Source organism: Aquincola agrisoli (genome assembly GCF_036621135.1).
Classification (GTDB): Bacteria; Pseudomonadota; Gammaproteobacteria; order Burkholderiales; family Burkholderiaceae_C; genus Aquincola; species Aquincola agrisoli.
Genome location: NZ_JAZIBG010000001.1, coordinates 73,622 through 98,009 on the forward strand (window position 1 = coordinate 73,622; position 24,388 = coordinate 98,009).

The following is a 24,388-nucleotide window of genomic DNA, read 5'->3' on the forward strand; positions in this document are numbered from 1 at the left end:
TGGTAAAGCGCGATTGTAGGCGAAGCCCCCCGCCGTACCACCGCCGCGGGGCGCTTCAGAACGTATCGATGAGCCGCAGAACCTGGTCGGCCGTGGCGTCGGGCTTTTCCATCGGGTAGAGGTGCGTCCCCTCCAGCCACACGAAACGTTCCCGCGCCAGCGCGCGCGAGGCCTCCAGCCCGCCCTGGCGCATCTCGACCGACTGCGTGCCCGCGATGAACGCGAGCGGGCAGCGCAGCGGGTGGCGCTTCAGCATCGCGCCGATGTGGTGCGGAAGCGTGTCGTAGATGCGTGCCTCGACCTCGCGCTGGAAGGCCAGGACCGTCTTGCCCCCGGCCTCGGCGAAGCCGCTGGCGACGTAGTCGTCGAGCACGCGCGCGTCCCACCGCGCGAACAGCTGCTTGCGCGCGAAATGCGCCTTCACCTCCTCGCGCGAGGGCCATTCGTAGCGCCGCCGCTGGGCGATGCGCCCCGGCGAGACCCGGGGCATCAGCCGTGACGCCTTCATCACCCGCAGGCCGTGGGCGCGCCACCCGGTGACCAGGGGCGAATCGAGCACCACCAGGCCCCGCGCCAGGTCGGGCCGCCTGCTGGCGGCCAGCACGCTCAGCAGCCCGCCCAGCGAGTGGCCGACCAGCACCGCCGGCCGCTCGCCGGCGGGTACCTCTTGTTCGATGAAGTGGATCAGCTGGTCGCGCAGCTTGGGCCAGTTGCTGGTGACCGGGTAGGCCGGGTCATGGCCGAAGCGGTCGAGCGCCACGACGCGCCAGCCCGCCGCCCGCCAGCGCTCGAACAGCACCCGGTACGTACCCGCCGGGAAGCTGTTCGCATGCGAAAAAACGATGGTGCGGTCCATGGATGCGCCGAGAGGCGCTACGGGGTGGTCAAACGATCCTCTCGCCGGGATGCGTGATCTTGCGCATCGTGTCGTAGCGGGCGCTGCGCACCATCATCGGGTGCGCGCTGTCGCCCCCGTCCCAGCGCGGGTCGTCGATGCCCTGGAAGACCTCGTGCAGCCGCTGGCCCCAGGTCTCGTGGATCATCTTGAAGTAGGGGTTCTTGTCGTCGATGCAGACGATGTCGTTGCTGCTGAACTCGCCCTCGCGGTAGACCAGCAGGTCCAGCGGCAGGCCGACCGACAGGTTCGATTTGAGCGTCGAGTCCATCGACACCAGCGCGCACTTGGCGGCCTGGTTCAAAGGCGTGGCCGGCGTGATGACGCGGTCGAGGATCGGCTTGCCGTACTTGCTCTCGCCCACCTGGTAGTAGCAGGTCTCGCCGGTGGCCTCGATGAAGTTGCCGGCCGAGTAGACGAGGAACATGCGCATCGCCTCGCCCTTGATCTGGCCGCCGAAGATGAAGCTGGCGTTGAAGTCGATGCCGGCCTGCTTCAGCGCGCGGCCGTCCTGCTCGAACACCCGGCGCACGGTGGCGCCCAGCACCCGCGCGGCATCGAACATGCTGGTGGCGTTCCAGATCGTGATCGGCTCGCCACTCTTGCCTTCTTCCTCGTGGCCGTCGATCTTCTCGACCTGCAGCAGTTCGCGCACCGATTGCGAGATGCTGAGGTTGCCGGCCGACAGCAGCACCATGAAGCGGTCATCCGTCTTCTCGTAGATGATCATCTTGCGGTAGGTGCTGATGTGGTCCATGCCCGCGTTGGTGCGCGAGTCGGACAGGAAAACCAGGCCGGCGTTGAGCCGGATGCCGACGCAATAGGTCATGGCGTGATGTCGGAGGTGGGTCGGAGGAGTGCCTTGAGCCGGTACAGCGCGTCCAGGGCTTCGCGGGGCGACAGCGTATCAGGCTGCAGCGCGGCCAGCGCTTCCTCCGCCGCCGAGGCCACGGGCGCCGCAGGGGCGGGCGGCGGCGCGAACAGGTCGACCTGCGCGCTGCCGGCCTGCTGCTGCGCCTCCAGCGCCTCGAGCGCATGGCGCGCCTGTCGGATCAGCGGCTTGGGCATGCCGGCCAGCTGCGCCACCTGCACGCCGTAGCTGCGGCTGGCGGGGCCGGGTTCGATCTCGTGCAGGAACACGATGTCGCGCCCGCTCTCGACGGCGCTCACGTGCACGTTCAGCGCATGGGCGTGGCGGGCCGGGAACGCCGTCAGCTCGAAGTAGTGCGTCGCGAACAGCGTGAACGCGCGGTTGCGGTCGTGCAGGTGGCTCGCGATCGCGCCGGCCAGCGCGAGTCCGTCGAACGTCGAGGTGCCGCGGCCGATCTCGTCCATCAGCACCAGGCTGTGCTCGGTGGCGCCGTGCACGATGGCCGCCGCCTCGGTCATCTCGAGCATGAAGGTCGACTGCGCGTTGGCCAGGTCGTCGGCGGCGCCGATGCGGGTGTGGATCGCATCGATCGGCCCCAGGCGGCAGGCGGCGGCCGGCACGTAGGAGCCCATCGCGGCCAGCAGCACGATCAGCGCGACCTGCCGCATGAAGGTGCTCTTGCCGCCCATGTTGGGCCCGGTGATGACGAGCATGCGCGTGCGGGCGTCGAGCCGGCAGTGGTTCGCGATGAACTCGCCGCTGCCGGTCTCGCGCAGGCGCGCTTCCACCACCGGATGGCGCCCGGACTCGATCTCCAGGCAGGGGTGCGTGACGAAGGCCGGCCGGCACCAGTCCAGCGTCGCCGCCCGCTCCGCCAGGCAGGCCAGCGCATCGAGCGCGGCCAGCGCGCGGGCCAGCGCGGCCAGCGTGCCCAGGTGCGGCTGCAGTGCGTTCAGCAGGTGGTCGTACAGCCACTTCTCGCGGGCCAGCGAGCGCTCCTGCGCCGACAGCGCCTTGTCCTCGAAGGCCTTCAGTTCCGGCGTGATGAAGCGCTCCGCGTTCTTCAGCGTCTGCCGGCGCTGGTAGTCCGGCGGCACCCGGTCGAGCCCGCTGGCCGTCACCTCGATGTAGAAGCCGTGCACCTTGTTGTACTGCACGCGCAGGTTGCCGATGCCGGTGCGCGTGCGCTCGCGCGCTTCCAGGTCGAGCAGGAAGGCGTCGCAGTTCTGCGAGATGCCGCGCAGCTCGTCGAGCTCGGCGTCGAAGCCCGGGGCGATGACGCCGCCGTCGCGCAGCAGCACCGCCGGCTCCTCGGCGATGGCCTCGGCCAGCAGCGTCGCCAGCGCGGCGTCGGGATGCAGCGCGGCCTGCAGTTCGTCGAGCAGCGGTGCGCTGCCCACCGGCACGGCCGCGCGCAGCGCCGGCAGGCCCGCCAGCGTGCTGCGCAGGCCGGCCAGTTCACGCGGGCGCACCTGGCGCAGCGCGACGCGCGAGGTGATGCGCTCTACGTCGCTGATGTGGCGAAGGGCCTCGCGCAGCGGCTCGAAGCCGGCGCCCACCAGGCATGCGATCGCCTCGTGGCGCGCACCGGCGACGGCGCGGTCGCGCAGCGGGTGGGTGAGCCAGTGGCGCAGCGCCCGGCTGCCCATGCCGCTCTTGCAGGTGTCGAGCAGCGACAGCAGGGTCGGCGCCGGCTCGCCGCGCAGCGTCTGCGTCAGCTCGAGGTTGCGGTGGGTGGCGGGCGGCAGGTCGAGCAGGTCGCTGGCACGCTCGACCGACAGCGTCTGCACATGGGCGAGCGACTGGCTCTGCGTGTGCTCGGCAAAGGCCAGCAATGCCGCCGCCGCGGCGTGCGCCATGGCCAGCGATTGGGCGTTGAAGCCCGCGAGGCTGGCCGCCTTCAGCTGCGCGCAGAGCTTGCGCGCGCCCAGCGCGCTGTCGAACTGCCACGCGGGCCGCTGCGTGATGGCGGCGCCGCTGCCACGCACGCACGGCGGCAGCTCGCTGCCATCCACCAGGATCTCCGCGGCATCGAGCCGGGCGAGCCAGGCCGGCAGCTCGCGTTCGCTGCACTCGGTCAGGCCGAGCTGGCCGCTCGTCAGGCCCAGCCAGGCCAGGCCGTAGCCGGCCGGGCGGCGGGCGATGGCCATCAGCAGGCTGTCGACCCGTTCGGACAGCAGCTCCGAGTCGGTCACGGTGCCGGGCGTGACCACGCGCACCACCTTGCGCTCCACCGGCCCCTTGGCGGTGGCCACGTCGCCCACCTGCTCGGCGATGGCGACCGCCTCGCCCATCTTGATCAGCTTGGCGAGGTAGCTTTCGACCGAATGCACCGGCACCCCGGCCATCACCACCGGTTCGCCGGCGCTCTGGCCGCGCGTGGTCAGCGTGATGTCGAGCAGCCGGTTGGCCTTGCGCGCGTCGTCGTAGAACAGCTCGTAGAAGTCCCCCATGCGGTAGAACACGAGCGTGTCGGGAAACTCCGCCTTGATGCCGAGGTACTGCGCCATCATGGGCGTGTGCGCTGCCAAGTCCTTGTCTTGGCTGGGCTTTTCTTTGTATGACACCGACTTAGCGACTTCCAGCATTGCAGCTTGTTGCAAGGAGTGGCCGGAAAAACCGAAGTTTCGCGGCTGTTCTGAGGTATGGCGTAGCCAAAGGCGTTGCTACAACCACGCAGGGGACGATGGGAGCAAGCCGCCCGTGAAGGCCGTATTAGACAAGAGGTCGAGCTACCGCGGCCTGGCTTCAAGCACGACGTCGCACGCGGCGCGCCGTGGTCACTCCTCCCTGACTGAGCGCAACCGAAGTGCGTTGCCGATGACGCTCACAGAGGAAAGCGCCATCGCTGCAGCCGCCACCACCGGCGACAGCAGCACGCCGAAGAAGGGATACAAAACGCCCGCGGCAAGCGGAATCCCGGCGACGTTGTAGGCGAACGAGAGGAACAGGTTCTGGCGAATGTTTCGCATGGTGGCATGCGACAAGGTACGCGCGCGGACGATGCCCATGAGGTCACCCTGCAGCAAGGTGATGCCCGCACTCTCCATGGCGACGTCCGTTCCGGTGCCCATCGCGATCCCGACGGTGGCCTGGGCAAGTGCCGGTGCATCGTTGACGCCGTCGCCGGCCATCGCGACCACACCGCCTGCCTCCTGCAGGCGCTTGACCACTGCCGCCTTGTCCTCGGGGAACACCTCGGCCACGACCTCGTCGATGCCAAGTTCGCGACCCACTGCCTCAGCAGTCGTCTTCCCGTCGCCCGTCAACATCACGACTCGAACGCCGGCGGCCTGCAGCGCCTTCAACGCCTGCGGCGTCGTCGCCTTGATAGGGTCCGCAACCGCGACAAAGCCAGCGAGCTTTCCGCCGATGCCGACGAAGATGACCGTCGCGGCCTTCCGACGTTGCGCTTCAGCGGCCGTCGCTAGGCGGTCCGTCTCGATGTTGTGCTCCGACAAGAACTTCGCGCTGCCTGAGACGATGACTTGGCCATCAACCGTCCCAATGACGCCCTTGCCGACGGGGGAGTCGAAGTCGCTGACCGGTGCCAGAGCGAACTTGCGCTCCTGCGCGTCCATCACGATGGCCATGGCCAACGGGTGTTCGCTGGCCCGCTCGACGCTTGCGAGCTTCTGAAGCACATCATCCGCCGTGAAGCCAGGTGCCGGCTCGATGTGGACAACCTTCGGTCGTCCCTCTGTGAGCGTGCCCGTCTTGTCGACCACCAGCGTGTCGACCTTCTCCATCTTCTCGAGGGCTTCAGCATCGCGGATGAGGACGCCATGCTGCGCGCCCTTGCCAACACCCACCATGATGGACATCGGCGTGGCAAGGCCCAGCGCACAAGGGCAGGCGATGATGAGCACTGCCACCGCGGTCACGAGCGCGTAGCTGAACGCTGGCGACGGGCCCCACACAAGCCAGGCGACGAAGGTCATTGCAGCCACGAGGATGACCGCAGGCACGAACCAACCGGCAACCTGGTCGGCCATCCGCTGGATAGGCGCACGACTGCGCTGAGCGGCCGCCACCATGTGCACGATTTGCGAGAGCAGGGTGTCTGCACCCACCTTCTCGGCGCGCATGACGAAGCCGCCGGTCTGGTTCATCGTCCCGGCGGTGACCTTCGAGCCCGCAGCCTTGGTCACCGGGATGGGTTCGCCTGTCACCATCGACTCGTCGACGTTGCCCTTGCCCTCCGTTAGCTCACCGTCGACCGGGACCTTCTCGCCGGGTCGAACCCGCAGCAGGTCACCAACCTGGATGCCGTCTACCTGGACCGTCTCGTCGTTGCCTTGCTCGTCGACCTTGACTGCCGTCTTCGGTGCCAGCCCCAGGAGCGCCTTGATGGCTCCGGAGGTCTTCTCCCGCGCCCGAAGCTCAAGAACCTGGCCCAGCAGCACCAGCACCGTGATGACGGCGGCAGCCTCGAAGTAGATCTGCACCGCGCCATCGGTCACACGGAGCTCCGCGGGGAACAACTGCGGGGCAGCCGTCCCGACGATGCTGTAGAGCCAGGCCGCGCCCGTACCCAGTGCAATGAGCGAGAACATGTTGAGGCTGCGGTTCTTCACCGACGCCACGGCGCGGACGAAGAACGGCCATCCGGCCCACAGCACCACCGGCGTTCCAAGAAGGAGCTGTATCCAGTTCGACAGCTGCTGCCCGAGAAGGTGGTTCAGGTTCGTCAGGTGGCCGCCCATCTCCAGCGCGAACACCGGCACGGTCAGCGCCGTTCCGATCCAGAACCGTCGCGTCATCTCGTGCAGTTCGGGGCTTTCGCCTTGCGCTGTGGTCGCCAGCACCGGCTCCAGCGCCATGCCGCAAATAGGGCAACTCCCCGGCCCCATCTGACGCACTTGCGGGTGCATCGGGCAGGTGTACTCGACCTGGCGTTGGTCAGCCGCGGGCGCCGGCTTCTTCACCGCCGCAGCGTGCGCGTGATGGCCGTGATGCCCACCCTTCATCACGGTGCCGTCAGGCACCACGTGGGTGCCATCTGCGTTGTGATGATGATGCTCGTGCCCTGTTGCCGGGGCAGCCCCTTGGCGGTGCTGCGAGTGGTCGTGGGTGCTGGTCGGCATCGCGCTCTCCATTTGTTGCTTGCAGTGTCGACCTTCCCATCGTCGGAAGGTCAAGGGGCAGAACCATGCCCGCTCCCACCAAAGGGGCGCCAAGCCGGGCCGCCAATCAAGTGGCCCCCGCGAGACCCATCATCCGGACTGCCCCGTCATCGAGCCGCTGGCCGACCAAGGCGTGTCGCTGGCTGGCGGACATCCCCATGCTCGCTCTGGAGCCCTCGGGGTTTCGGCGCGCGAGGCCCGGATGGTGGCCGCTTGACCTTCCAAGTGGGGCAAGGTTTAGACTGGCTAAATCGACCCCGCCCTACAAACTGTCCCTGCTACGCTTACGTCCGTGAAGCCCTGGCGTATCTGGCTCCTGCTGTTGCTTGCCGTGCTGCTCCCCGCCCGGGGTGCGGTGGCCGCGGCCATGCTGTGCCCGGTTGCCGGGTCAGGGATGCAGCTGGAGCTGGCCATGAGTGGCCACCCGGCCGGCCACGAGGCGATGGACCATGCAATGGCGCATGACCACTCGGATAGCCATGGCCATGCAAGCGCTCATGCGCACGGCACGGAAGCTTCCAACGACGGACACGCGGCGCACGAACACGCCGGGTCTGAAGCGTGCAACGCCTGCTCCGCCTATTGTTCGGCCACGCCCCTCGTGAGCGCCATGCCGACGCTCGCAGCACCGCTGGACCCCGCCGCGGTCAAGTTTGCTGAGCTTGCCGCCCCGCCGCCGAGCAATGTCTCGGACGGGCAGGAGCGTCCACCGCGAACCATCTGACCCACTGAGGCCTCCGCGGGAGGCCCGATGGGGCTCGTGCGTCCGCTTGCCGGTCGAAACGAGCGTCTCCTGGCTGTGGCAACGCCGAGCCGATGACTCACATGGTTTCGAACAATGAACAACACCTCTCTCAGGCTGGTGCCTGCTGTGGCGCTGTGCCTGCCGCTGCTCGCGCCTGCCCAAGCCAACCGGCCTGACCCCGCAGACCCGAAGGCCTCGGCTCCGGCGCTGCGCTACCAGTCCGCCTTCGCCGACTACAAGCCTTGGATGGACGCCCAGCCCGGTGACTGGCGCAGGGTTAACGACAGCGTGCGCGCTGCAGCAGTCAAGGGCGGCCACGCCGGGCATGGCGCCGGCACAGCTGCACCGTCCGCTCCCGCACAGAAGGCATCGGCCATGCCCTCCCACGGCAGTCACCAACACCACGGAGGCAAGCAATGATGCGCCTGACTGCAGCCGCGGCAGCGGCGCTCGTGCTGGGCGGATGCGCGTCGTTCTCACCGGACGGAGGTGCCGGGCGGCTGGCTGAACTCACCAAGGAGAGAGTCGGCCAGGCGCCTTCGTACCCGCGCACCGCCAGCGACGTCGACAGCGCGCAGGCTCGCGTGGCCGAACTGCTGAAGCAACCCCTGACCGCCGACAGCGCCGTCGAACTGGCGTTCCTGAACAACCGCGGCCTGCAGGCAAGCTTCAGCGAGCTTGGCATTGCCGAGTCAGAGCTCGTGCGCGCCGGCCGCCTGCGCAATCCTTCGTTCAGCTTCGGTCGCTTGCGTGAAGGCGGCGGCGTCGTGGAAATCGACCGCGCCATCATGTTCGACGTCTTGGGGCTGCTGACGCTTCCCGTCGCGGCCCAGGTCGAGCAACGCCGCTTTGCGCAAGCGCAACTGCAGGCCGCCCACGAAGCCGTCGGCGTTGCCGCGGACACGCGAAAGGCGTACTTCAGCGCTGTGGCCGCCCAGGAACTCGTCAAATACCACGGGCAGGTCAAGGAAGCCGCGGACGCCTCCAACGAACTGGCTCGGCGAATGGTCCAGGCGGGCAACTTCAACAAGCTGGCGCAGATGCGCGAGCAGGCCTTCTACGCCGATGCCACGTCGCAACTGGCCCGTGCACAGCATCAGGCGGTTGCCGAGCGCGAGCGCCTCACCCGGCTGCTCGGCCTATCGGGGAACCAGGCGTTCACGCTGCCGGAGCGACTGCCCGAACTGCCGAAGCAGCCGGCCGAGCCCCAGGACGCCGAACAAACGGCGATGGAAAAGCGTCTGGACGTGCTCATGGCCAAGCGCGCCACCGAGCACGCCGCCAAGTCGTGGGGTCTCACGAAGGCAACGCGCTTCATCAACGTGCTAGAGCTTGGCTACCAGAACAAGAGCGTCACCGGCGAGCCGCGAGCGAACGGCTACGAAGTCGAGTTGGAGCTGCCGCTCTTCGACTTCGGCGCCACGCGAGCTACGCGTGCCGAGGCCACCTACATGCAGGCGGTCCACCGCACCGCCCAGGTCGCCATCGACGCCCGGTCCGAGGTGCGCGAGTCGTACTCGGCCTACCGCACGAGCTACGACCTGGCCAAGCATTACCGCGACGAGGTGGTGCCGCTGCGCAAGCGCATCTCCGAGGAGAACCTGCTTCGGTACAACGGGATGCTCATCGGCGTGTTCGAACTGCTCGCCGACTCCCGCGACCAGGTCTCGAGTGTCACCGGCTATGTCGAAGCCCTGCGTGACTACTGGACTGCTGAGACCAACCTCCAGACCGCGCTCACGGGCCGATCGCCCGGCGCCAGCAGTGCCCCGCGCACGTCTGCATCCGCAGCCCCGGCCGAGTCCGGCGGCGGCCACTGAAAGAACATCCATGTCCGATCGACGCAACTTCTTCAAAACGGCTGGCGCCGTGGCCTTGGGAGCCACTGCCGTCAGCCGAGCCGGCGCCGCCTCATTGCCTGAGGCGGTCTACCAATCCTCGCCGACCATGCAGCCGCCGCTGGTGCCCAACGCCGGCCGTCCGTACAACCCGGTGGCCACGCTCAACGGCTGGTCGCTGCCTTGGCGCATGAACAATGGCGTCAAGGAGTTCCACCTCGTGGCCGAACCCGTCGTGCGCGAGATGGCGCCTGGCATGAAGGCCAACTTGTGGGGCTACAACGGCTCGAGCCCTGGTCCGACCATCGAAGCGGTGGAGGGTGACCGCGTTCGCATCTTCGTCACCAACAAGCTGCCCGAGCACACCACAGTGCACTGGCACGGCATCTTGCTGCCCTCGGGCATGGACGGGGTCGGCGGCCTGACGCAGCCGCACATCCCGCCTGGCAAGACCTTCGTCTATGAGTTCACGCTGCTGCGGTCCGGCACCCACATGTACCACCCGCACGCCGACGAGATGACGCAGATGGCGATGGGAATGATGGGCATGTTCATCATTCATCCGAAGGACCAGCGCCAGTTCCGGGTGGACCGGGACTTCGTGTTCCTGCTTGCGTCCTACGACATCGAGCCGGGCGCAGCCACCCCGAAGACCGCCGAGATGACGGACTTCAACCTCTGGACCTGGAACAGCCGCGTGTTCCCCGGCATCGACCCGCTGGTCGCGCGGACCGGAGACAGGGTTCGTGTTCGCGTCGGCAACCTCACGATGACCAACCACCCCATCCACATGCACGGGCCGCACTTCGTCGTCACGGGCACCGACGGCGGGTGGGTGCCGCCGTCGGCGCGTTGGCCCGAGGTGACCACCGATGTGGCGGTTGGCCAGATGCGGGCGTTCGAGTTCGATGCCATTGCGGGCGACTGGGCCATCCACTGCCACAAGTCCCACCACACGATGAACGCCATGGGCCATGACGTGCCCAACATGATTGGCGTGGACCACCGCGGCGTGGCCGAACGCATCGCCAAGCTCGTGCCTGACTACATGGTGATGGGCGACAGGGGCATGGCCGACATGGGCTCCATGGAGATGCCGCTGCCCGACAACACGCTGCCGATGATGACGGGGACCGGCCCCTTCGGCCCGATGGAGATGGGCGGCATGTTCAGCGTCGTCAAGGTGCGCGACGACGTCCAGCGCGGCGACTACAAGGACCCCGGCTTCTACAAGCACCCTCAGGGCACCGTGGCCTATGAGTACATCGGTGAGGTGCAACAGCCCCCGCGCGTGCCTGCACCCAGGGCAGACAGCAAGACCATCAATGTGCGCAAGCCGACCGGCGGCCACGCCAACCACTGACCCCACGCGGAGAGGATCCAATGAGCATGAAATCAGCCGCCCTAGCCACCGCCGCGTTTGTCCTGGCCTCTGGCGCATTGGCCCATGGCAACGAAGGCCACGCAGGCAATCCCCGGAAGTTCGACGCCAGCAGGGTCGAAGACACCGCCTTCGGCCGCGAAGGCGACCCAGCCAGGGCGACGCGGACCATCCGCGTGGACATGAGCGACGCCATGCGCTTCACGCCCGCGGAACTCACCGTCAAGCGTGGAGAGACCGTCAAGCTGGTCGCAACCAACAAGGGCCAGGTGCTCCACGAGATGGTTCTCGGCACATCGGTGGAACTGCAGAAGCACGCCGAGCTGATGAAGAAGTTCCCCGGCATGGAGCACGACGAGCCCCACATGGCGCATGTCAAGCCGGGCACCAGCGGCGAAATCGTCTGGCAGTTCACCAAAGCGGGTGAGTTCCAGTTTGCCTGTCTCATCCCCGGTCACTTCGAGGCCGGCATGGTCGGAAAGGTCACCGTCAAATGAAACGTCGACACCTCATCACCGCGATTGCCGCGGGCGCAGCTGCTGCCGCATTGCCGGCACTCGCTGCGAACAAGTTGCCGCTCGTCGAGGTCTTCAAGAACCCGACCTGCGGATGCTGTGGTGCCTGGGTCCAGCACCTGGAGCAGGCCGGCTTCCCCGTCAAGGTGGTGGAGGTCGACGACACCACTGTCACCCGCAAGCGCTACGGCCTGCCGGACAAGTTCGGCAGCTGCCACACCGGTATCGTCAACGGCTACGTAGTCGAAGGCCACGTGCCGGCTACTGAAATCAAGCGTCTGCTGGCCGCGAAGCCCACCGCAATAGGCCTGGCTGTGCCTGGCATGCCCGTGGGCTCACCTGGCATGGAATACGGAGACCGCAAGGACCCGTACGACGTCTACCTCATCGACAAGAGCGGTCGCGAGACCGTCTTTGCCCACTACCCGAAATCCTGAAGGAGTCCGCGATGAAGTTCACCCGCATCATCACCGCGGCGGCCATGGCTTCCGCCGCATCCCTCGTCCACGCCCAGCCCGCACCGGCCTCCGCCGCCGACCACTCCGCCCATCACCCGGCGGCGAACTCGGTTCCGCAAAGCGACGGCGAAGTGCGCAAGATCGACAAGGAGCAGGGGAAGGTGACGCTGCGGCACGGTCCGCTGGCCCATCTCGACATGCCGGCGATGACGATGGTCTTCAAGGTTGTCGACCCCAAGCTGCTGGAGGGTCTGAAGGACGGCGACAAGGTCAAGTTCACGGCAGAGAAGGTCAACGGCGCCTTTACCGTGACCGCCATCCAACCAGCCAGGTGAGGTGGACGTTGCGGCGCTTCGTCGCACTTCCAGCCTTGGCGCCGTGACCCGCCGATGGTCGGCGGCATGGTCACGGCCCCGCTGTTGAGCATGCTCGTTGTCCCGGCCGCCTGCCTCGCTCACCGCCCCGCCCGCGGCCGCGGCCCCAGGCGTACCGCGCCGGCCTCGCCCAGTGAGTCCTGCAGCATGCGGTGCACCGATTCCAGGTGCGAGCGCATCAGCCGCGCCGCCTCTTCGCTGTCGCGGGCACGCAAGGCGGCGAGGAACGCCCGCCGCTTCTGCACCAGCCGGGGCTGGGCCTTGCCGCCGGCCGCGACACGCGCGTAGACGAACTGCATCAGGATCTCGGTGATCGACTGCACCATCATGTCGAGCACGCCGTTGTGCGTCGCCGCGCCGAGCAGCCGGTAGAAGTCGCGCGAGCACTCGACCCGGTCCAGGTACCGGCCCGCCTCGGTCATCGCCTCGGTCCGCTCGATCACCGCCTCCAGCGCAGTGAAGTCCGCCTCGGTGGCCCGTTCGCAGGCCAGCCGCACGACCAGGTCCTGCACGTGGATACGCGCCTCGGTCAGCTCCGACACCGAGATCGAACCGAGGCTGAACATGTCGCGCACGACGGCATCCATGCGCCCCGGGTCGCCGGGCCGGATGAAGGCGCCGCCCTTCACGCCCTTGCGCAGCTCGACGATGCCGGCGATCTCCAGGCTGCGCAGCGCCTCGCGCAGCGCGTTGCGGCCCACGCCCAGTTGCTGCGCCAGATCGCGCTCCGCCGGCAGCTTGTCGCCGGGCTTGAGCTCCCCGCTGGACACCCGCTCGCGGATGCGCTCGCAGATCTCCTCGAAGGTGCGGCGGGTCTGGATCGGTTCGAACTGCAGCGGCGCCAGTGCGCTGTCCATGGTGTGCGGCCGCGGGTGCGGCGGTTGGTATTCAGGGGATCTTCGCAAAGTGTGCATCAGGTTCTCACTGGCTTGACGGGCCTTTCAAGTGGTTCTAATAATAAATGGTCCTACCAATCAGCACGCCAGCAAGAGGTCCTCGATGCAGTTTTCCGAAGAGCAGGTCGCGTTCCGCGACTCGATCCGGCGCATGGTCGCCAAGCATGTCGCGCCGATCGCGGCTGAGGTCGACGCCAGCGACCGCTTCCCCGAGGAACTGGTCAAGCTCTATGGCGAGATGGGGCTGATGCAGCTGTGGATCCCCGAGCGCTACGGCGGCCCGGAGGGCAACCTGACGATGATGTGCATCGCCCGCGAGGAGATCTCGCGCGTGTCGCCCGCCTGCGGCTCGATCGCCGGGCTCAACACGATGTTCATCATGCCGCTGCTGCACTTCGGCACCGAGGAGCAGCGCCAGCGCTTCCTGCCGGCGGTGGCCAAGGGCGGCGTGGTCACGGCGATCGCGATCTCGGAGCCGCAGGCCGGCTCGGACGTCGGGGCGATGAAGACACGCGCCGTGCGCGATGGCGATGCCTACGTCCTCAACGGACGCAAGCAGTGGTGCAGCTACGGCTGCGTGGCCGACTACATCGTCGTGATGGCCCGCACCAGCGGCGACTCCGGCGCCGAGGGCATCAGCGCCTTCGTGGTCGAGCCGAAGAAGATGGCGGGTGTGAGCTTCGGCCGGCACGAACGCAAGATGGGCTGGCGCGGCGCGCCCAACACGCCGATCTTCCTCGACAACGTGCGCGTGCCGGTCGAGAACCTGATCGGCGAGGAAGGCAAGGGCTTCAAGGCCTCCATGCGTGCGCTCGACCTCAACCGGCCGACCATCGGCGCGCAGTGCGTGGGCCTGGCGCAGGGCGCGCTCGATGCGTGCGTCGAGTACGCCAAGGAGCGCAGGCAGTTCAAGCGCGCCATCGCCGAGTTCCAGGGCGTGCAGTTCATGCTGGCCGACATGGCCATCGAGATCGAGGCGGCGCGGGCGCTGGTCTATGAATGCGCCCGTGCCGGCGACGCAGGCGACTGGGAGCGGCTGAACCTGCTCGCCAGCATGGCCAAGTGCTTCGGCAGCGACATGGCGATGAAGGTCACCACCGATGCGGTGCAGGTCTTCGGCGGCTACGGCTACACGCAGGACTACCCGGTCGAGCGGATGATGCGCGATGCCAAGCTGGCGCAGATCTTCGAAGGCACCAACCAGATCCAGCGCGTCGTCATCGCCAAGCAATTGCTCGCCTGACGCCGGCGCAGGCGCTGCGCTGCGACGGCCGTCGATACACCACCAAGGAGACAAGCCATGAAGAAGTTGCTGGCCCTGCTGCTGGCCGCCGCGTGCGCCGCGCCCGCCACCGGCTGGGCCCAGGCCTACCCGAGCAAGATGATCCGCCTCGTCGTGCCCTATCCGGCCGGCGGCACCACCGACATCATGGCCCGCGTGCTGCAGGAGCCCCTGCAGAAGGCGCTGGGCCAGACCGTGCTCGTCGAGAACAAGCCCGGCGCGGCAGGCGCGCTGGGCGCTCGGGAGGTGGCGCGGGCGCCCGCCGACGGCCACACGCTCTTCTTCGTCAACAACGGCATCCTGTCGGTCACGCCGCAGGTGGTGAAGAGCGCGGGCTTCGACGGGGTGAAGGATTTCGCGCCGGTGGCGCTGGTCTCGACGGCGCCGATGTTCGTCGTCGTCAACGGCTCGGTGCCGGCGACCGACGTGCGCAGCTACGTCGAGTACGTGAAGAAGCAGCCGCAGCCGGTCGCCTACGCGTCGGCGGGCATCGGATCGTTTGGCCATCTGACGAGCGAGCTGTTCGCGCGCACCGCCGGGCTGAAGATGACGCACATCCCCTACAAGGGGCAGGCCGCCACCACCAATGCGGTCGTCAGCGGCGAGGTCGGGCTGCTGGTGACCACCGCGTCGGCGGCGATGAACGAGTTCATCGCCAGCGGCCGGCTGCACCTGCTGGGCGTGACGTCGCCCGAGCCGTCTCCGCTGGCGCCGGGCGTGCCCACGGTGGGCGCCACGCTGCCGGGCTTCACCGCCGAGAGCTGGTTTGCCATCCTCGCGCCGGCCGGCACGCCGCCGCAGGTGGTGGCCCGGCTGAACGCGGTGATCAACGAGACGCTGGGACACGAAGACATCCAGCGCCGCTTCCTCGGCTTCGGCGTCGTCGCCACCACCGCGACGCCCCGGAGGCTGGCCGACATGGTCGCCGAGGACGTCGCGCGCTGGGCGCCGGTGATCCGCGAGCGGGCGATCAGCACCGAGTGACCCCGCCAGGAGCCCGCCACGATGTACGAGAACGTCCGTGAACTGGTCTTCTTCCTGCGGGTGTCGGAGGAAGCCAGCTTCTCCGCCGCCGCGCGCAGCCTGGACCTCGATCCCTCGACCATCAGCAAGGTGGTGCAGCGGCTGGAGAACCGGCTGAACGTGAGGCTCTTCCACCGCACTTCGCGCGTGCTGCGGCTGACGCAGGAGGGCGAGCAGCTGCTGCAGGCCGCGCAGAAGGTGATCCAAGCGCTGGAGGAGGCGGAGGAGGCGCTGAGCCCGGCGCTCGCCGGGCCGAGCGGGGTGCTGCGCGTCGGCAGCACGCCGGCCTTTGCGCGGCATTGCCTGGCGCCGCTGATGCCGTCCTTCATCGCCCGCTACCCGGCGCTGAAGGTGGAGTTCGTGCTTGGCGGCGCGGCACCCGACATCGTCGAGCAGCAGATCGACATCGCCTTCCAGAGCGGCAGCATCCCCGATTCGACGCTGGTCGCACGCCGCATCGGCAGTGCGCGCTGGCGCATCTGCGCGTCGCCGGGCTACCTGTCGCAGCAAGGGACGCCGCAGGCGCCCGAGGACCTCGAGCGCCACCGCTGCCTCAACTTCCTGCCCGGCTCGTACCGCAGCCAGTGGAAGTTCCAGGGCGATGCGGCCGCGCCGCAGCGCGGGCCGGCCGGGGCCGCGGTGGCCGCCAACAATGGCGACATGCTGTGCGCGCTGGCGGTGGCCGGCATGGGGCTGGCGAGGCTGGCCGATTACCACATCGCCGATGCGCTGGCGGCCGGCCGGCTGGTCACGGTGCTCGACGAGTTCCAGGCGAACAGCGAGCCCATCTACGCCGTCTACCCCAGCCGGCGGCACCTCGGTGCGCGTGTGCGCGCCTTCCTCGAACACGTCGAGGCACCCCTCGCGGCCTGACGCTTGCCGCTGTGCCGGGCGTGCACAGATGCTGTTCCGCCGGCGGCCTTGTTGGCAGGGGCGATGAAGTCGAAGCTTCGCTTCATGAACACCCCGACTCCCCGCAAAGACGCCCTGGCCGGCCTCGTCGTCGCCGACTTCACGATCGTGATGTCCGGCCCCATGTGCACCCGCATGATGGCCGACGCCGGCGCCGACGTGATCAAGATCGAATCGCCCGAAGGCGACGTGGTGCGCCAGCGCCCGCCGGTGCGCGGCGGCATCAGCACCTACTACGCGTCGATGAACTGCGGCAAGCGCAGCATCGTGCTCGATCTGCAGACCGAGGAAGGCCGCCGCCTCGCACGCGAGATCGCGCTGAAGGCCGACGTGCTGGTGGAGAACTTCCGCCCCGGCGTGATGAAGCGGCTGGGTCTTGACTACGAATCGCTGTCGGCCGAGAACCCGCGGCTGGTCTACGCGTCGATCTCCGGCTTCGGCCAGAGCGGCCCGCGTGCGCAGGCACCTGCCTACGCGCCGGTGATCCACGCGGCCTCGGGCTACGAGACGGCCTACAACGAATACCAACGTTCGAGCACCCGGCCCGCGAACAACGGCATCTTCATCGCCGACGTGCTGGGCGCGTCGCACGCCTTCGGCGCCATCCAGCTCGCGCTGTATGAACGCACGCGCAGCGGCAAGGGCCAGTGCATCGACGTCTCGCTGATGGACTCGGTGCTGGGCATGCTGATCTACGAGATGCAGGCGGCGCAGTTCCCGCCCGAGCGGCCGCGCCAGGTGTACGAGCCGGTGAAGAGCCGCGACGGCTTCGTGATGGTGGCGGCGGTGACGAAGAAGAACCTCGACGTGCTGTTCGACGTCGTCGGCTTCCCGGAGGGCAAGACCGATCCGCGCTTCGCGACCGTCGCCACCAAGGAATCCAACTGGCCGCTGCTGCTGGAGATCATCGAACGCTGGACCAGCCAGCGCAGCGGCGAGGAGTGCGAAGCCGTGCTGATGAAGGCCGGCGTGCCGTGCTCGCGCTACCGCACGGTGAAGGAGGCGATGGCCGATCCGCAGATCGCCGAACGTGGCACGCTCACGCGGCTGGGCACGCGCGACGACGGCTTCCTCGTGGCGAACGCGCCGTACAAGCTCTCGGCCACGCCCACCGCGGCGCGGCGCCGTCTGGCGCGGCTGGGTGAACACAGCGCCGCGGTGCTGCACGAGTTGTTGGGCCTGTCTGCCGGCCAGATCGCGGAGCTGCGCGCCGAGGGCGTGCTGGGAAGGGCAGCGTGATGCGCCGCACCGTGGCTGCCGAATCGCTGCCAGGCAACGAGGAGCGCACGATGCTGCGCGACTCGGTGCGGGGCTACCTGCAGACGCACTGGCCGGCCGCGAAGGCCGGCGGCTCGCACGATGCAGCGCGCGAAACCGCCCTCTGGCAGGGGTGGTCGGGCCAGGGGCTGGGCGCGCTCGGTGCCGACCCGGAAAGCGGTGGCCTGCGCGAGCTGTGCATCGTGATGGAGGAGCTGGGCCGTGCCGCCGCACCCGTGCCCCAGCTCGGCGCCGCGCTGCTCAACCTGGCCGCCTGCGCGACGGGCGTGCAAGGCGAGCTGGCGCGGCTGCTCGACCGCCTGCACGGCGGGCAGGCGCGGGTGGCGTTTTCGTTCGGCGAACTCGACCCGGAGCCGCTGGCGGCCAGCCTCTCGCTGAACGGTGATCGGCTGGAAGGCACGCTGCGGTTCGTGGACGGTGCCGCCACGGCGACGGACCTGGTCGTCGCCACGCCTGACGGCCTGGTGGTGGTCGACGTGGCTTCGGCCGGCGTCGACGTCGTCCCCACGCGGGCGCTGGGCGCCGACGGCTGGTGCGAGGTGGTGCTGCGGGCCGCCGAGGTCTGCCGTGTGCCGCTGCCCGAGCCGTTGCTGCAGCGCCTGCGCACCGTGGCCGGCCTGCTGCTGCTGGCCCGTGCGCACGGCGCGGCACGGCGTGCGTTCGAGCTGGTCGTCGACTACGCGAAGGAGCGCCGGCAGTTCGGCCAGCCGATCGGCCGTTTCCAGGCGATCCAGCACAAGCTGGCCGACAACCTGATCGCGCTGGAAGGTGTGCGGCTCACGCTCGAGCACGCCGCCGAGCGGCACGATCTCGGCGATCCGCGCCAGGCCTACTACGCCCACGCCGCGCTGGCATTCGGCGGCCCCGCGCTGCGGCAGGTGGCGCTGCAGACGCAGCATGCCTTCGGGGCCATCGGCTACGCCGAGGAACACGAGGCGCCGCGCCACTTCCGGCGGGTGCACCTGGATACCACGGTGCTGCACGGCGAACGGGTCGGCCTGGAAGCGCTGGCCGCCGAGCTGCTGGAGGGGGAGGACGCCAGGCTGCCCGAGTACGACCTCGGTGAGGCGGGCAACGCCTTCCGCGAGGAGGTGCGGGGCTGGCTGGCCACGCACTGGTCGGGCGAGCGCAAGGCGGCTTTCGATGCACGACCCTTCCACGACCGCGAGTTCGACGCGAGTTTCGCCCGCGACCTGGGCCGCACCGGCTGGCTGGGCCTGAGCTGGCCGGTCGTGCTCGGCGGCCAGGCCCGCACGCCGATGGAGCAGCTCGCGTTCATGGAGGTGATGGAGCGGGCCGAGGCGCCGCGCATCGGGGCCTCGGTGCAGGCCAACGCGCTGATCATGCACGGCACCCCGGCGCAGCAGGCGCGCTACCTGCCGGAGATCCTGCGCGGCGAAGCCATGCACGGCATGGGCTACAGCGAGCCCGACAGCGGTTCCGATCTGGCCTCGCTGCGGACCAGCGCGGTGCGCGACGGCGACCAGTGGGTCATCAACGGCCAGAAGATCTGGACCACGACCTGGTGGGGGCAGTACATGTTCCTCGCCGCGCGCACCGATCCGCGAGCCACGCCGCAGCACGCCGGCATCAGCATGTTCATCGTGCCGATGGACACGCCCGGCATCAGCGTGAAGCCGGCGACGACGATGTACGACGGCAGCTTCGCGAACATCTTCTACGACGACGTGCGCATTCCCGCCGAGAACGTCGTCGGGCCGGTCAACGGCGGCTGGAAGGTGCTGACCGACGCACTGGCCAACGAGCGGGGCCTGGTCGGCGGCGGCATCGTGCTGAAGGTGGCGCATGGCTTCGACCTGCTGTGCCGCGAGATCCGCCGCCAGCCGACGCTGGTGCAGCAGGCCCGTGTGCGCGACCGCATCGGCCGCCTGGCGGCCGAGATCGAGGTGGGCCGGCGCCTGATGATCCATTGCGCCGAACTCGCCGAAAGCGGCACCACGCCGCCCGAGACGGGCGCGATCAGCAAGGTGTTCTCGGGTGAGCTGATGGAGCGTTACGGCGAGGCCGCGCTGGAACTGCTCGGCCCTGCGGCCGCGTTGTCGCAGCACGCGGCGGGTGCGGTGGCCGGCGGCCGGTTCGAGCAGCAGCTGCGGCATTCGCTGATGTGGGTCATCAGCATCGGCACCAACGAGATCCAGCGCAGCCTGATCGCGCAGCGCGGGCTGGGGCTGCCGCGCTGAGGGGCTGCGGCTGGCGGCCGGTCAGGTCGCCAGGGTCGCGATGCAGCCGGCGGCGGGGGCGTGGTCCTCGCCGGCCATCAGCTGCCCGATGAAGCGATCGGCGCGGCCGGGCGGCAGCGACGGGCCGGCGATGCGGCGGAACTTGTCGATCACGTCGTCGTCGGCCAGGGGTTCGGCCGGCGAGCCGCGCGGCGCGTCGAGCGCCTGGGCCGCGAGCACGGCGCCCTGTGCGTCCTTCAACAGCAGCCGGCACTGGTGGTAGTGCGTCAGGTCGCCGTCCGGCACCACGTGGATGCGGTCCATCGCGGCGGCGACGTCATCGCGCGCCAGGTGCCCGGCATGGTCCAGGCTGTGCTCGGGGTCGATGCGATCGGCGCCGCACAGCACCAGCGCCAGGCAGTACTGCAGGTGGAACCGCGCATCGTTGGCCGACACCGGCGGCCGCGGCTTGTCCACCGCGTCGGCGGTGTAGGGCGGCACGTGCACCTCCAGCGTGGTGTGCGGCGTCAACGGCGCCTGCGCGCGCAGGCGCACCGCCGCATCGACCGCCGAGTGCAGGTAGCCGCAGCAGGCGTGCAGCTTCCTGCGCGGCGCGGCCAGGCCCCAGCGCTCGGGGGGCAGCTCGGCCTGCAGGCGCGCCGCGGTGGCGGCGGTGGCGAAGTAGCCGAGCCGGCTCTCCAGCAGCCGCAGCGGACCGGTCATGCCTTGCTGGGCGTAGAGCGCCGCGGTCACGCCGGTGGCACCGGTCTGCGCGCCGAACAGCATCGGCTTCAGGGTGCCGCCGTCGCCGAAGATCACCTCGGCAGGGCACCAGCCGGCGAGGGCACCGGCGATCGCCATCGCGTGGGCGGTCCGTTCGGCATCCAAATCCAGCAGCCTCGACGCGGCCGCGGCGGCGCCGATCGACGACGGGATGCCGACCGGCACGAGCCCCGATTCGGTGAAGCGCTTGAGCGACGGGTACACGGCGCTGTAGATGCGGTGGGTCACCTCGATGCCGCGCAGCACGGCCTCGACCATCGTGCCAAGCGGCGCGCCGCGCACTTCCGCCAGCGAGAGCGCGGCACTGACCACACCGATGCTCGCGTGGCCGCCGATCAGGTCGTTCAGTTCCAGCACGTCGCCCAGGTAGCCGTGGATGCGCACCGTGGACAGCAGGGGCTGGCGCGCGGGCGTGCCCAGCACGGTCGCCGCTGCCCCCGCGGCATCACCTTCGCAGCGCAGGATCAGCGCGGCTTCTTCCGTCCGCCCGCCGGCGACGATGCAGCCGGCGGTGTCGAGGATGCACAGCCGCGCCTGCGCGACGATCTCGGGCGGGCAGCGGGAGAGCGTCCAGGCTTGCGCAGCCTGGGCCAGGGCCGGCAGGCCCGCGTCGATGGTTGTCGGCATGCGGCTATTGCTTCTCGATGCCGGCCTGGCGGACGATGTGCTCGTACTTGCCCGTCTCACGCACCAGCAGCTCGCGGTACGCGGCCGGCGGCATGCTCACCGCGTCGAGGGCCGCGTTGGCATAGACCTGCCGCACCTCGTCGCTGTCGACCGCCTTGGCGATCTCCTCGTGCAGCCGCTGCACGATGGCGGCCGGCGTGCCGGCCGGCGCGAGCACGCCGATCCAGCCGTTGAAGTCGAAGTCCTTGTAGCCCAGCTCCTGCATCGTCGGCACCTGCGGCAGCAGGGCCGAGCGCTTGCCGCTGAGCACGGCCAGCGGCTTCGTGCGCCCGGCCTGGATGAGCCGCGTGGCCGCGCCGAGCGAATCGGGCTGCACCGCCAGCCGGCCGCCGATCAGGTCGTTGGCCGCTTCGCTCGGCCCCTTGTAGGCCACCGCGGTGAGGTCGATGCCCGCCTGGATCTTCAGCGACTCCATCGCGAGCAGGAAGAGGCCGGCCGAGTTGCCGTAGCTCAGCGCGCCCGGCGACTTCTTCGCGGCCGATACCAGCTCAGGGATGGAGTTGATCGCGGACTCCTGGGGTGCCAGCACCAGCAGCGTGGTGCCTGCGATCACCGACACCGGCACGAAGTCCTGCAGCAGGTTGAAGGACGGTGTCTTCATGATGGCCGCGGGCACGGCCGTCGAAGAAATCGACCCCACCACCAGCGTATAGCCATCGGGCTTGGCCCGCGCCACCGCCTGCATGCCAATCGCCCCGTTGGCGCCAGGCCGGTTCTCGATGAGCACCGGCTGGCCCAGCGGGCCCTGCATCTTCTGCGCGACGGCGCGCGCGGCGATGTCGGAGGTCGAGCCGGGCGTGAACGGCACGACCATGCGGATCGGCTGCCGCGGGTAGCCCGGCTCGGCCTGAGCCGGCCAGGCTGCGACGATGGCCAGGGCCGCGAGGGCCGGGCGGAAGAAGCGTTTCATAGGGGGTGTCTCCGGTGGCGTGTCGGCGGCGAGGTCTCGTGCCTCTATCGGCTCGGCCTGGCGCGCGGCCGTGTCGCGGGGTGCGTCAGTTCGACTGGCCGAAGCGGGGCCGGCGCTTCTCCTTGAAGGCGCGTGTGGCTTCCTTGTGGTCGGCCAGCTCGAAGGTGACCTGCTCCAGGGCCATCGACGCCTCGAGCAGGTGGTTCACGCGCTCCTTCACGATCTGGTTGACGGACAGCTTCGTCCAGCGGATGGCCCAGGTGGGGCCGTTCGCGAGTTCGGTGGCGATCTGCTCGGCCTGGGTGCGCACCTCAGGGGCCGCGACGCAGTGGTTCACGAGGCCGATGCGCTCGGCCTCGCGGCCCTTCAGCAGCGTGCCGCGCATCAGGAACTCCTTCGCCTTGGCCACGCCGACCAGCAGCGGCCAGATCACGGTGCCGCCGTCGCCGGCCACCAGGCCGACGCGGCTGACGTGTGTGTCGCCGATGCGGGCGTCTTCCGACATCACGGTGACGTCGCACAGCAGCGCGATCGTCGCGGCCAGGCCGATGCAGTCGCCGTTGATGGCGCAGACGATGGGCTTGTCGAGCTCGAGCAGGCGGTTCACGAGGCGGCGGCTGATCATCGGATCGTGCACCTCGCCTTCCTCCAGCACGTCGCCGCCCGGGCGGTCCGACATCGCCTTGACGTCGCCGCCGACGCTGAAGAACGGGCCTTCGCCGGTCAGCAGCACGGCATTGACCGCCGGGTCGTCGGCGAGGTCGTCCCAGATCGTGCGCAGCTCGCGGATCAGGCGCTGGTTGATGGCGTTGCGGGCCTCGGGCCGGTGGATCGTGACCGTGGCCACCTTGCCGGCGACGTCGATCTTCAGGTCATGGTATTTCTCGTAGCGGGACATGGCGTTCTCGATGAAAAGGAAAGGGGAGGGGGCTCGTGGCATCCGGTGCTCAGCCTACCCAGGCGCTGCGCCGGAACAAGCGGCCGGCGCGCACAGCAGCTGTGCCGGGGCGGCACGGTCGCGCCGCGGGCCGCCATCGTTGAACCCGGCTCACACGAGCTGTGCGGCGCCCGCGCTTGCCGCGCAGGCCGCGGCCGCACACCATGCGGGCAGGAGACCCCCAATGCAACGACGTCGCTTCCTCGAGTTCGCCGCATCCGCCGGCGTGTTGTCTTCACCGGCCCTGCCTGCCGCGGCGGCCGACCGCACGGTGCGCATCGTCGTGCCCTATGCGGCCGGCGGGCCCACCGACGCCATGGCCCGGCTGCTGCAGGGCCCGCTGCAGCGGGCGCTCGGGGCCACGGTGCTGGTCGAGAACGTGCCCGGCGCGGGCGGTGCGCTCGGCGCGCAGCAGGTGCTGCGGGCGCCGGCCGACGGCAACACCTTCTTCCTCGGCAACAACGGCCCCAGCGCGGTGACGCCGCTGCTGCAGAAGGCCGCTGCGTTCGATCCGCTGAAGGACTTCCAGCCGGTCGCGATGATCGCGAAGGCCACGATGCAGATCGCGGTGAGCGCCCAGGTGCCGGCCGCCGACATGCGGTCCTTCATCCGCCATGTGCGCGCCCACCCGGGCGAGCTCAACTACGCCAGCGCCGGCATCGGCTCGCTCGGCCACCTGGGCAGCGAACTGCTGTCCAAGCAGGCGGGCCTCGTGATGACCCATGTGCCCTACAAGGGCCAGGCGCCCACGCTCAACGCCCTGCTCGGCAACGAGGTGCAGGTACTGCTGACCACGCCCACCGATGCGATGCGGGCGCACATCGCCAGCGGCCGCATCAAGCTGATCGCAGTGACTTCCGAGCAGCCCTCGCCGCTGGATCCCGGTGTGGGCACGGTGCAGGCGGAGGTGCCGGGCTTCGTGCTGTATTCGTGGTTCGCGCTGATGGCCAAGTCCGGCACGCCGCGGGCGGCGCTCGACGGCATGCGCCGGGTGCTGGCGGACGCGCTGGCCACCGACGAGATCCAGAAGCGCTTCGAGGGCCTGGGCGTGGCGGTGGACCGCGGCGGCCCGGACGAGGTCACCGCCTACATCCGGCAGGACCTGGCCCGCTGGAGCACGATCATCCGCGAGCGGGACATCCGGGCGGAATGAGCCAACCACACGAGGAGCACAAGCGCATGAAGATCCTGGTCCCGGTAAAGCGGGTGGTGGACTACAACGTGAAGGTGAGGGTGAAGGGCGACGGCACGGGGGTGGACATTGCCAACGTGAAGATGTCGATGAACCCGTTCGACG

At 69.2% G+C, this 24,388-nt stretch carries 21 protein-coding genes and 2 pseudogenes; 15 read left to right on the forward strand and 8 right to left on the reverse strand.

Annotated elements, in window-relative coordinates; all coding sequences use genetic code 11:
• Positions 1-55: 55 nt before the first annotated feature.
• The 4 genes from V4F39_RS00355 to V4F39_RS00370 all read right to left on the reverse strand — a co-directional run bounded on the left by V4F39_RS00355 (position 56) and on the right by V4F39_RS00370 (position 6,853).
• Positions 56-856 carry an alpha/beta hydrolase gene (locus V4F39_RS00355; RefSeq protein WP_332287233.1) on the reverse strand — a complete coding sequence of 267 codons (801 nt, stop codon included), beginning with the start codon at positions 854-856 and terminating at the stop codon, positions 56-58.
• A 28-nt stretch (positions 857-884) separates the two neighbouring features.
• Positions 885-1,724, reverse strand: a complete 840-nt coding sequence (locus V4F39_RS00360; RefSeq protein ID WP_332287234.1) for a proteasome-type protease — start codon at positions 1,722-1,724, stop codon at positions 885-887.
• Positions 1,721-4,279: a DNA mismatch repair protein MutS gene (gene mutS, locus V4F39_RS00365; RefSeq protein ID WP_332287259.1), complete on the reverse strand. Its 2,559-nt coding sequence runs from the start codon at positions 4,277-4,279 to the stop codon at positions 1,721-1,723. The genes V4F39_RS00360 and mutS overlap by 4 nt, the downstream gene beginning before the upstream one ends.
• 267 nt (positions 4,280-4,546) lie before the next feature.
• Complete coding sequence (locus V4F39_RS00370; protein ID WP_332287235.1) at positions 4,547-6,853, reverse strand: copper-transporting P-type ATPase; 2,307 nt, start codon at positions 6,851-6,853, stop codon at positions 4,547-4,549.
• A 331-nt stretch (positions 6,854-7,184) separates the two neighbouring features.
• On the opposite strand from V4F39_RS00370, the gene V4F39_RS00375 reads away from it, so the two are divergent.
• The 8 genes and pseudogenes from V4F39_RS00375 to V4F39_RS27160 form a co-directional block, all read left to right on the forward strand.
• Entirely contained in the window at positions 7,185-7,616 is a 432-nt protein-coding gene (locus V4F39_RS00375) for a hypothetical protein (protein ID WP_332287236.1), read from the forward strand.
• 114 nt (positions 7,617-7,730) lie between these two features.
• Entirely contained in the window at positions 7,731-8,057 is a 327-nt protein-coding gene (locus V4F39_RS00380) for a hypothetical protein (RefSeq protein WP_332287237.1), read from the forward strand.
• Positions 8,054-9,457 (forward strand): TolC family protein, encoded by a 1,404-nt coding sequence (locus tag V4F39_RS00385; protein ID WP_332287238.1) that lies wholly within the window; start codon positions 8,054-8,056, stop codon positions 9,455-9,457. Before V4F39_RS00380 ends, V4F39_RS00385 begins: the two co-directional genes overlap by 4 nt.
• Positions 9,458-9,467: 10 nt before the next feature.
• Positions 9,468-10,838: a multicopper oxidase family protein gene (locus V4F39_RS00390; protein WP_332287239.1), complete on the forward strand. Its 1,371-nt coding sequence runs from the start codon at positions 9,468-9,470 to the stop codon at positions 10,836-10,838.
• A 20-nt stretch (positions 10,839-10,858) separates the two neighbouring features.
• The gene (locus tag V4F39_RS00395) at positions 10,859-11,353 is read left to right on the forward strand and encodes a cupredoxin domain-containing protein (protein WP_332287240.1); all 495 of its coding nucleotides are present in this window, start codon (positions 10,859-10,861) and stop codon (positions 11,351-11,353) included.
• Positions 11,350-11,808 (forward strand): DUF411 domain-containing protein, encoded by a 459-nt coding sequence (locus V4F39_RS00400; protein ID WP_332287241.1) that lies wholly within the window; start codon positions 11,350-11,352, stop codon positions 11,806-11,808. The genes V4F39_RS00395 and V4F39_RS00400 overlap by 4 nt, the downstream gene beginning before the upstream one ends.
• Positions 11,809-11,819: 11 nt before the next feature.
• Positions 11,820-12,164 (forward strand): copper-binding protein, encoded by a 345-nt coding sequence (locus V4F39_RS00405; RefSeq protein WP_332287242.1) that lies wholly within the window; start codon positions 11,820-11,822, stop codon positions 12,162-12,164.
• Positions 12,165-12,215: 51 nt separating this feature from the next.
• Positions 12,216-12,335 (forward strand): annotated as a pseudogene (locus V4F39_RS27160) (cation transporter); the annotation flags it as partial.
• Here the strand turns inward: V4F39_RS27160 and V4F39_RS00410 are convergent.
• On the reverse strand, positions 12,284-13,117 hold the full coding sequence (locus tag V4F39_RS00410; RefSeq protein ID WP_378235166.1) for a FadR/GntR family transcriptional regulator: 834 nt from the start codon (positions 13,115-13,117) through the stop codon (positions 12,284-12,286). The pseudogene V4F39_RS27160 and the gene V4F39_RS00410 overlap by 52 nt on opposite strands.
• An 85-nt stretch (positions 13,118-13,202) precedes the next feature.
• On the opposite strand from V4F39_RS00410, the gene V4F39_RS00415 reads away from it, so the two are divergent.
• From V4F39_RS00415 to V4F39_RS00435, 5 genes are all read left to right on the forward strand, one after another.
• Positions 13,203-14,342: an acyl-CoA dehydrogenase family protein gene (locus V4F39_RS00415; protein WP_332287244.1), complete on the forward strand. Its 1,140-nt coding sequence runs from the start codon at positions 13,203-13,205 to the stop codon at positions 14,340-14,342.
• 57 nt (positions 14,343-14,399) lie between these two features.
• A complete protein-coding gene (locus V4F39_RS00420; protein WP_332287245.1) occupies positions 14,400-15,365 on the forward strand; it encodes a Bug family tripartite tricarboxylate transporter substrate binding protein in 966 nt (321 codons plus the stop codon).
• Between the two features lie 21 nt (positions 15,366-15,386).
• Positions 15,387-16,277, forward strand: a complete 891-nt coding sequence (locus V4F39_RS00425; protein WP_332287246.1) for a LysR family transcriptional regulator — start codon at positions 15,387-15,389, stop codon at positions 16,275-16,277.
• 84 nt (positions 16,278-16,361) lie between these two features.
• Positions 16,362-17,555 (forward strand): CaiB/BaiF CoA transferase family protein, encoded by a 1,194-nt coding sequence (locus V4F39_RS00430; RefSeq protein ID WP_332287247.1) that lies wholly within the window; start codon positions 16,362-16,364, stop codon positions 17,553-17,555.
• Positions 17,555-19,795 (forward strand): acyl-CoA dehydrogenase family protein, encoded by a 2,241-nt coding sequence (locus V4F39_RS00435; protein ID WP_332287248.1) that lies wholly within the window; start codon positions 17,555-17,557, stop codon positions 19,793-19,795. Before V4F39_RS00430 ends, V4F39_RS00435 begins: the two co-directional genes overlap by 1 nt.
• 21 nt (positions 19,796-19,816) lie before the next feature.
• Here the strand turns inward: V4F39_RS00435 and V4F39_RS00440 are convergent, their stop codons facing one another.
• From V4F39_RS00440 to V4F39_RS00450, 3 genes are all read right to left on the reverse strand, one after another.
• The gene (locus tag V4F39_RS00440; RefSeq protein WP_332287249.1) at positions 19,817-21,184 is read right to left on the reverse strand and encodes an MmgE/PrpD family protein; all 1,368 of its coding nucleotides are present in this window, start codon (positions 21,182-21,184) and stop codon (positions 19,817-19,819) included.
• A gap of 4 nt (positions 21,185-21,188) precedes the next feature.
• Entirely contained in the window at positions 21,189-22,154 is a 966-nt protein-coding gene (locus tag V4F39_RS00445) for a Bug family tripartite tricarboxylate transporter substrate binding protein (protein WP_332287250.1), read from the reverse strand.
• A gap of 85 nt (positions 22,155-22,239) precedes the next feature.
• Positions 22,240-23,052, reverse strand: coding sequence for an enoyl-CoA hydratase/isomerase family protein (locus V4F39_RS00450; RefSeq protein ID WP_332287251.1), 813 nt, complete (start codon positions 23,050-23,052; stop codon positions 22,240-22,242).
• A 223-nt stretch (positions 23,053-23,275) separates the two neighbouring features.
• Between V4F39_RS00450 and V4F39_RS00455 the strand changes: the two genes are divergently transcribed.
• Entirely contained in the window at positions 23,276-24,244 is a 969-nt protein-coding gene (locus tag V4F39_RS00455; RefSeq protein WP_332287252.1) for a Bug family tripartite tricarboxylate transporter substrate binding protein, read from the forward strand.
• A gap of 26 nt (positions 24,245-24,270) precedes the next feature.
• Positions 24,271-24,388: pseudogene (locus V4F39_RS00460) on the forward strand (electron transfer flavoprotein subunit beta/FixA family protein); the annotation flags it as partial.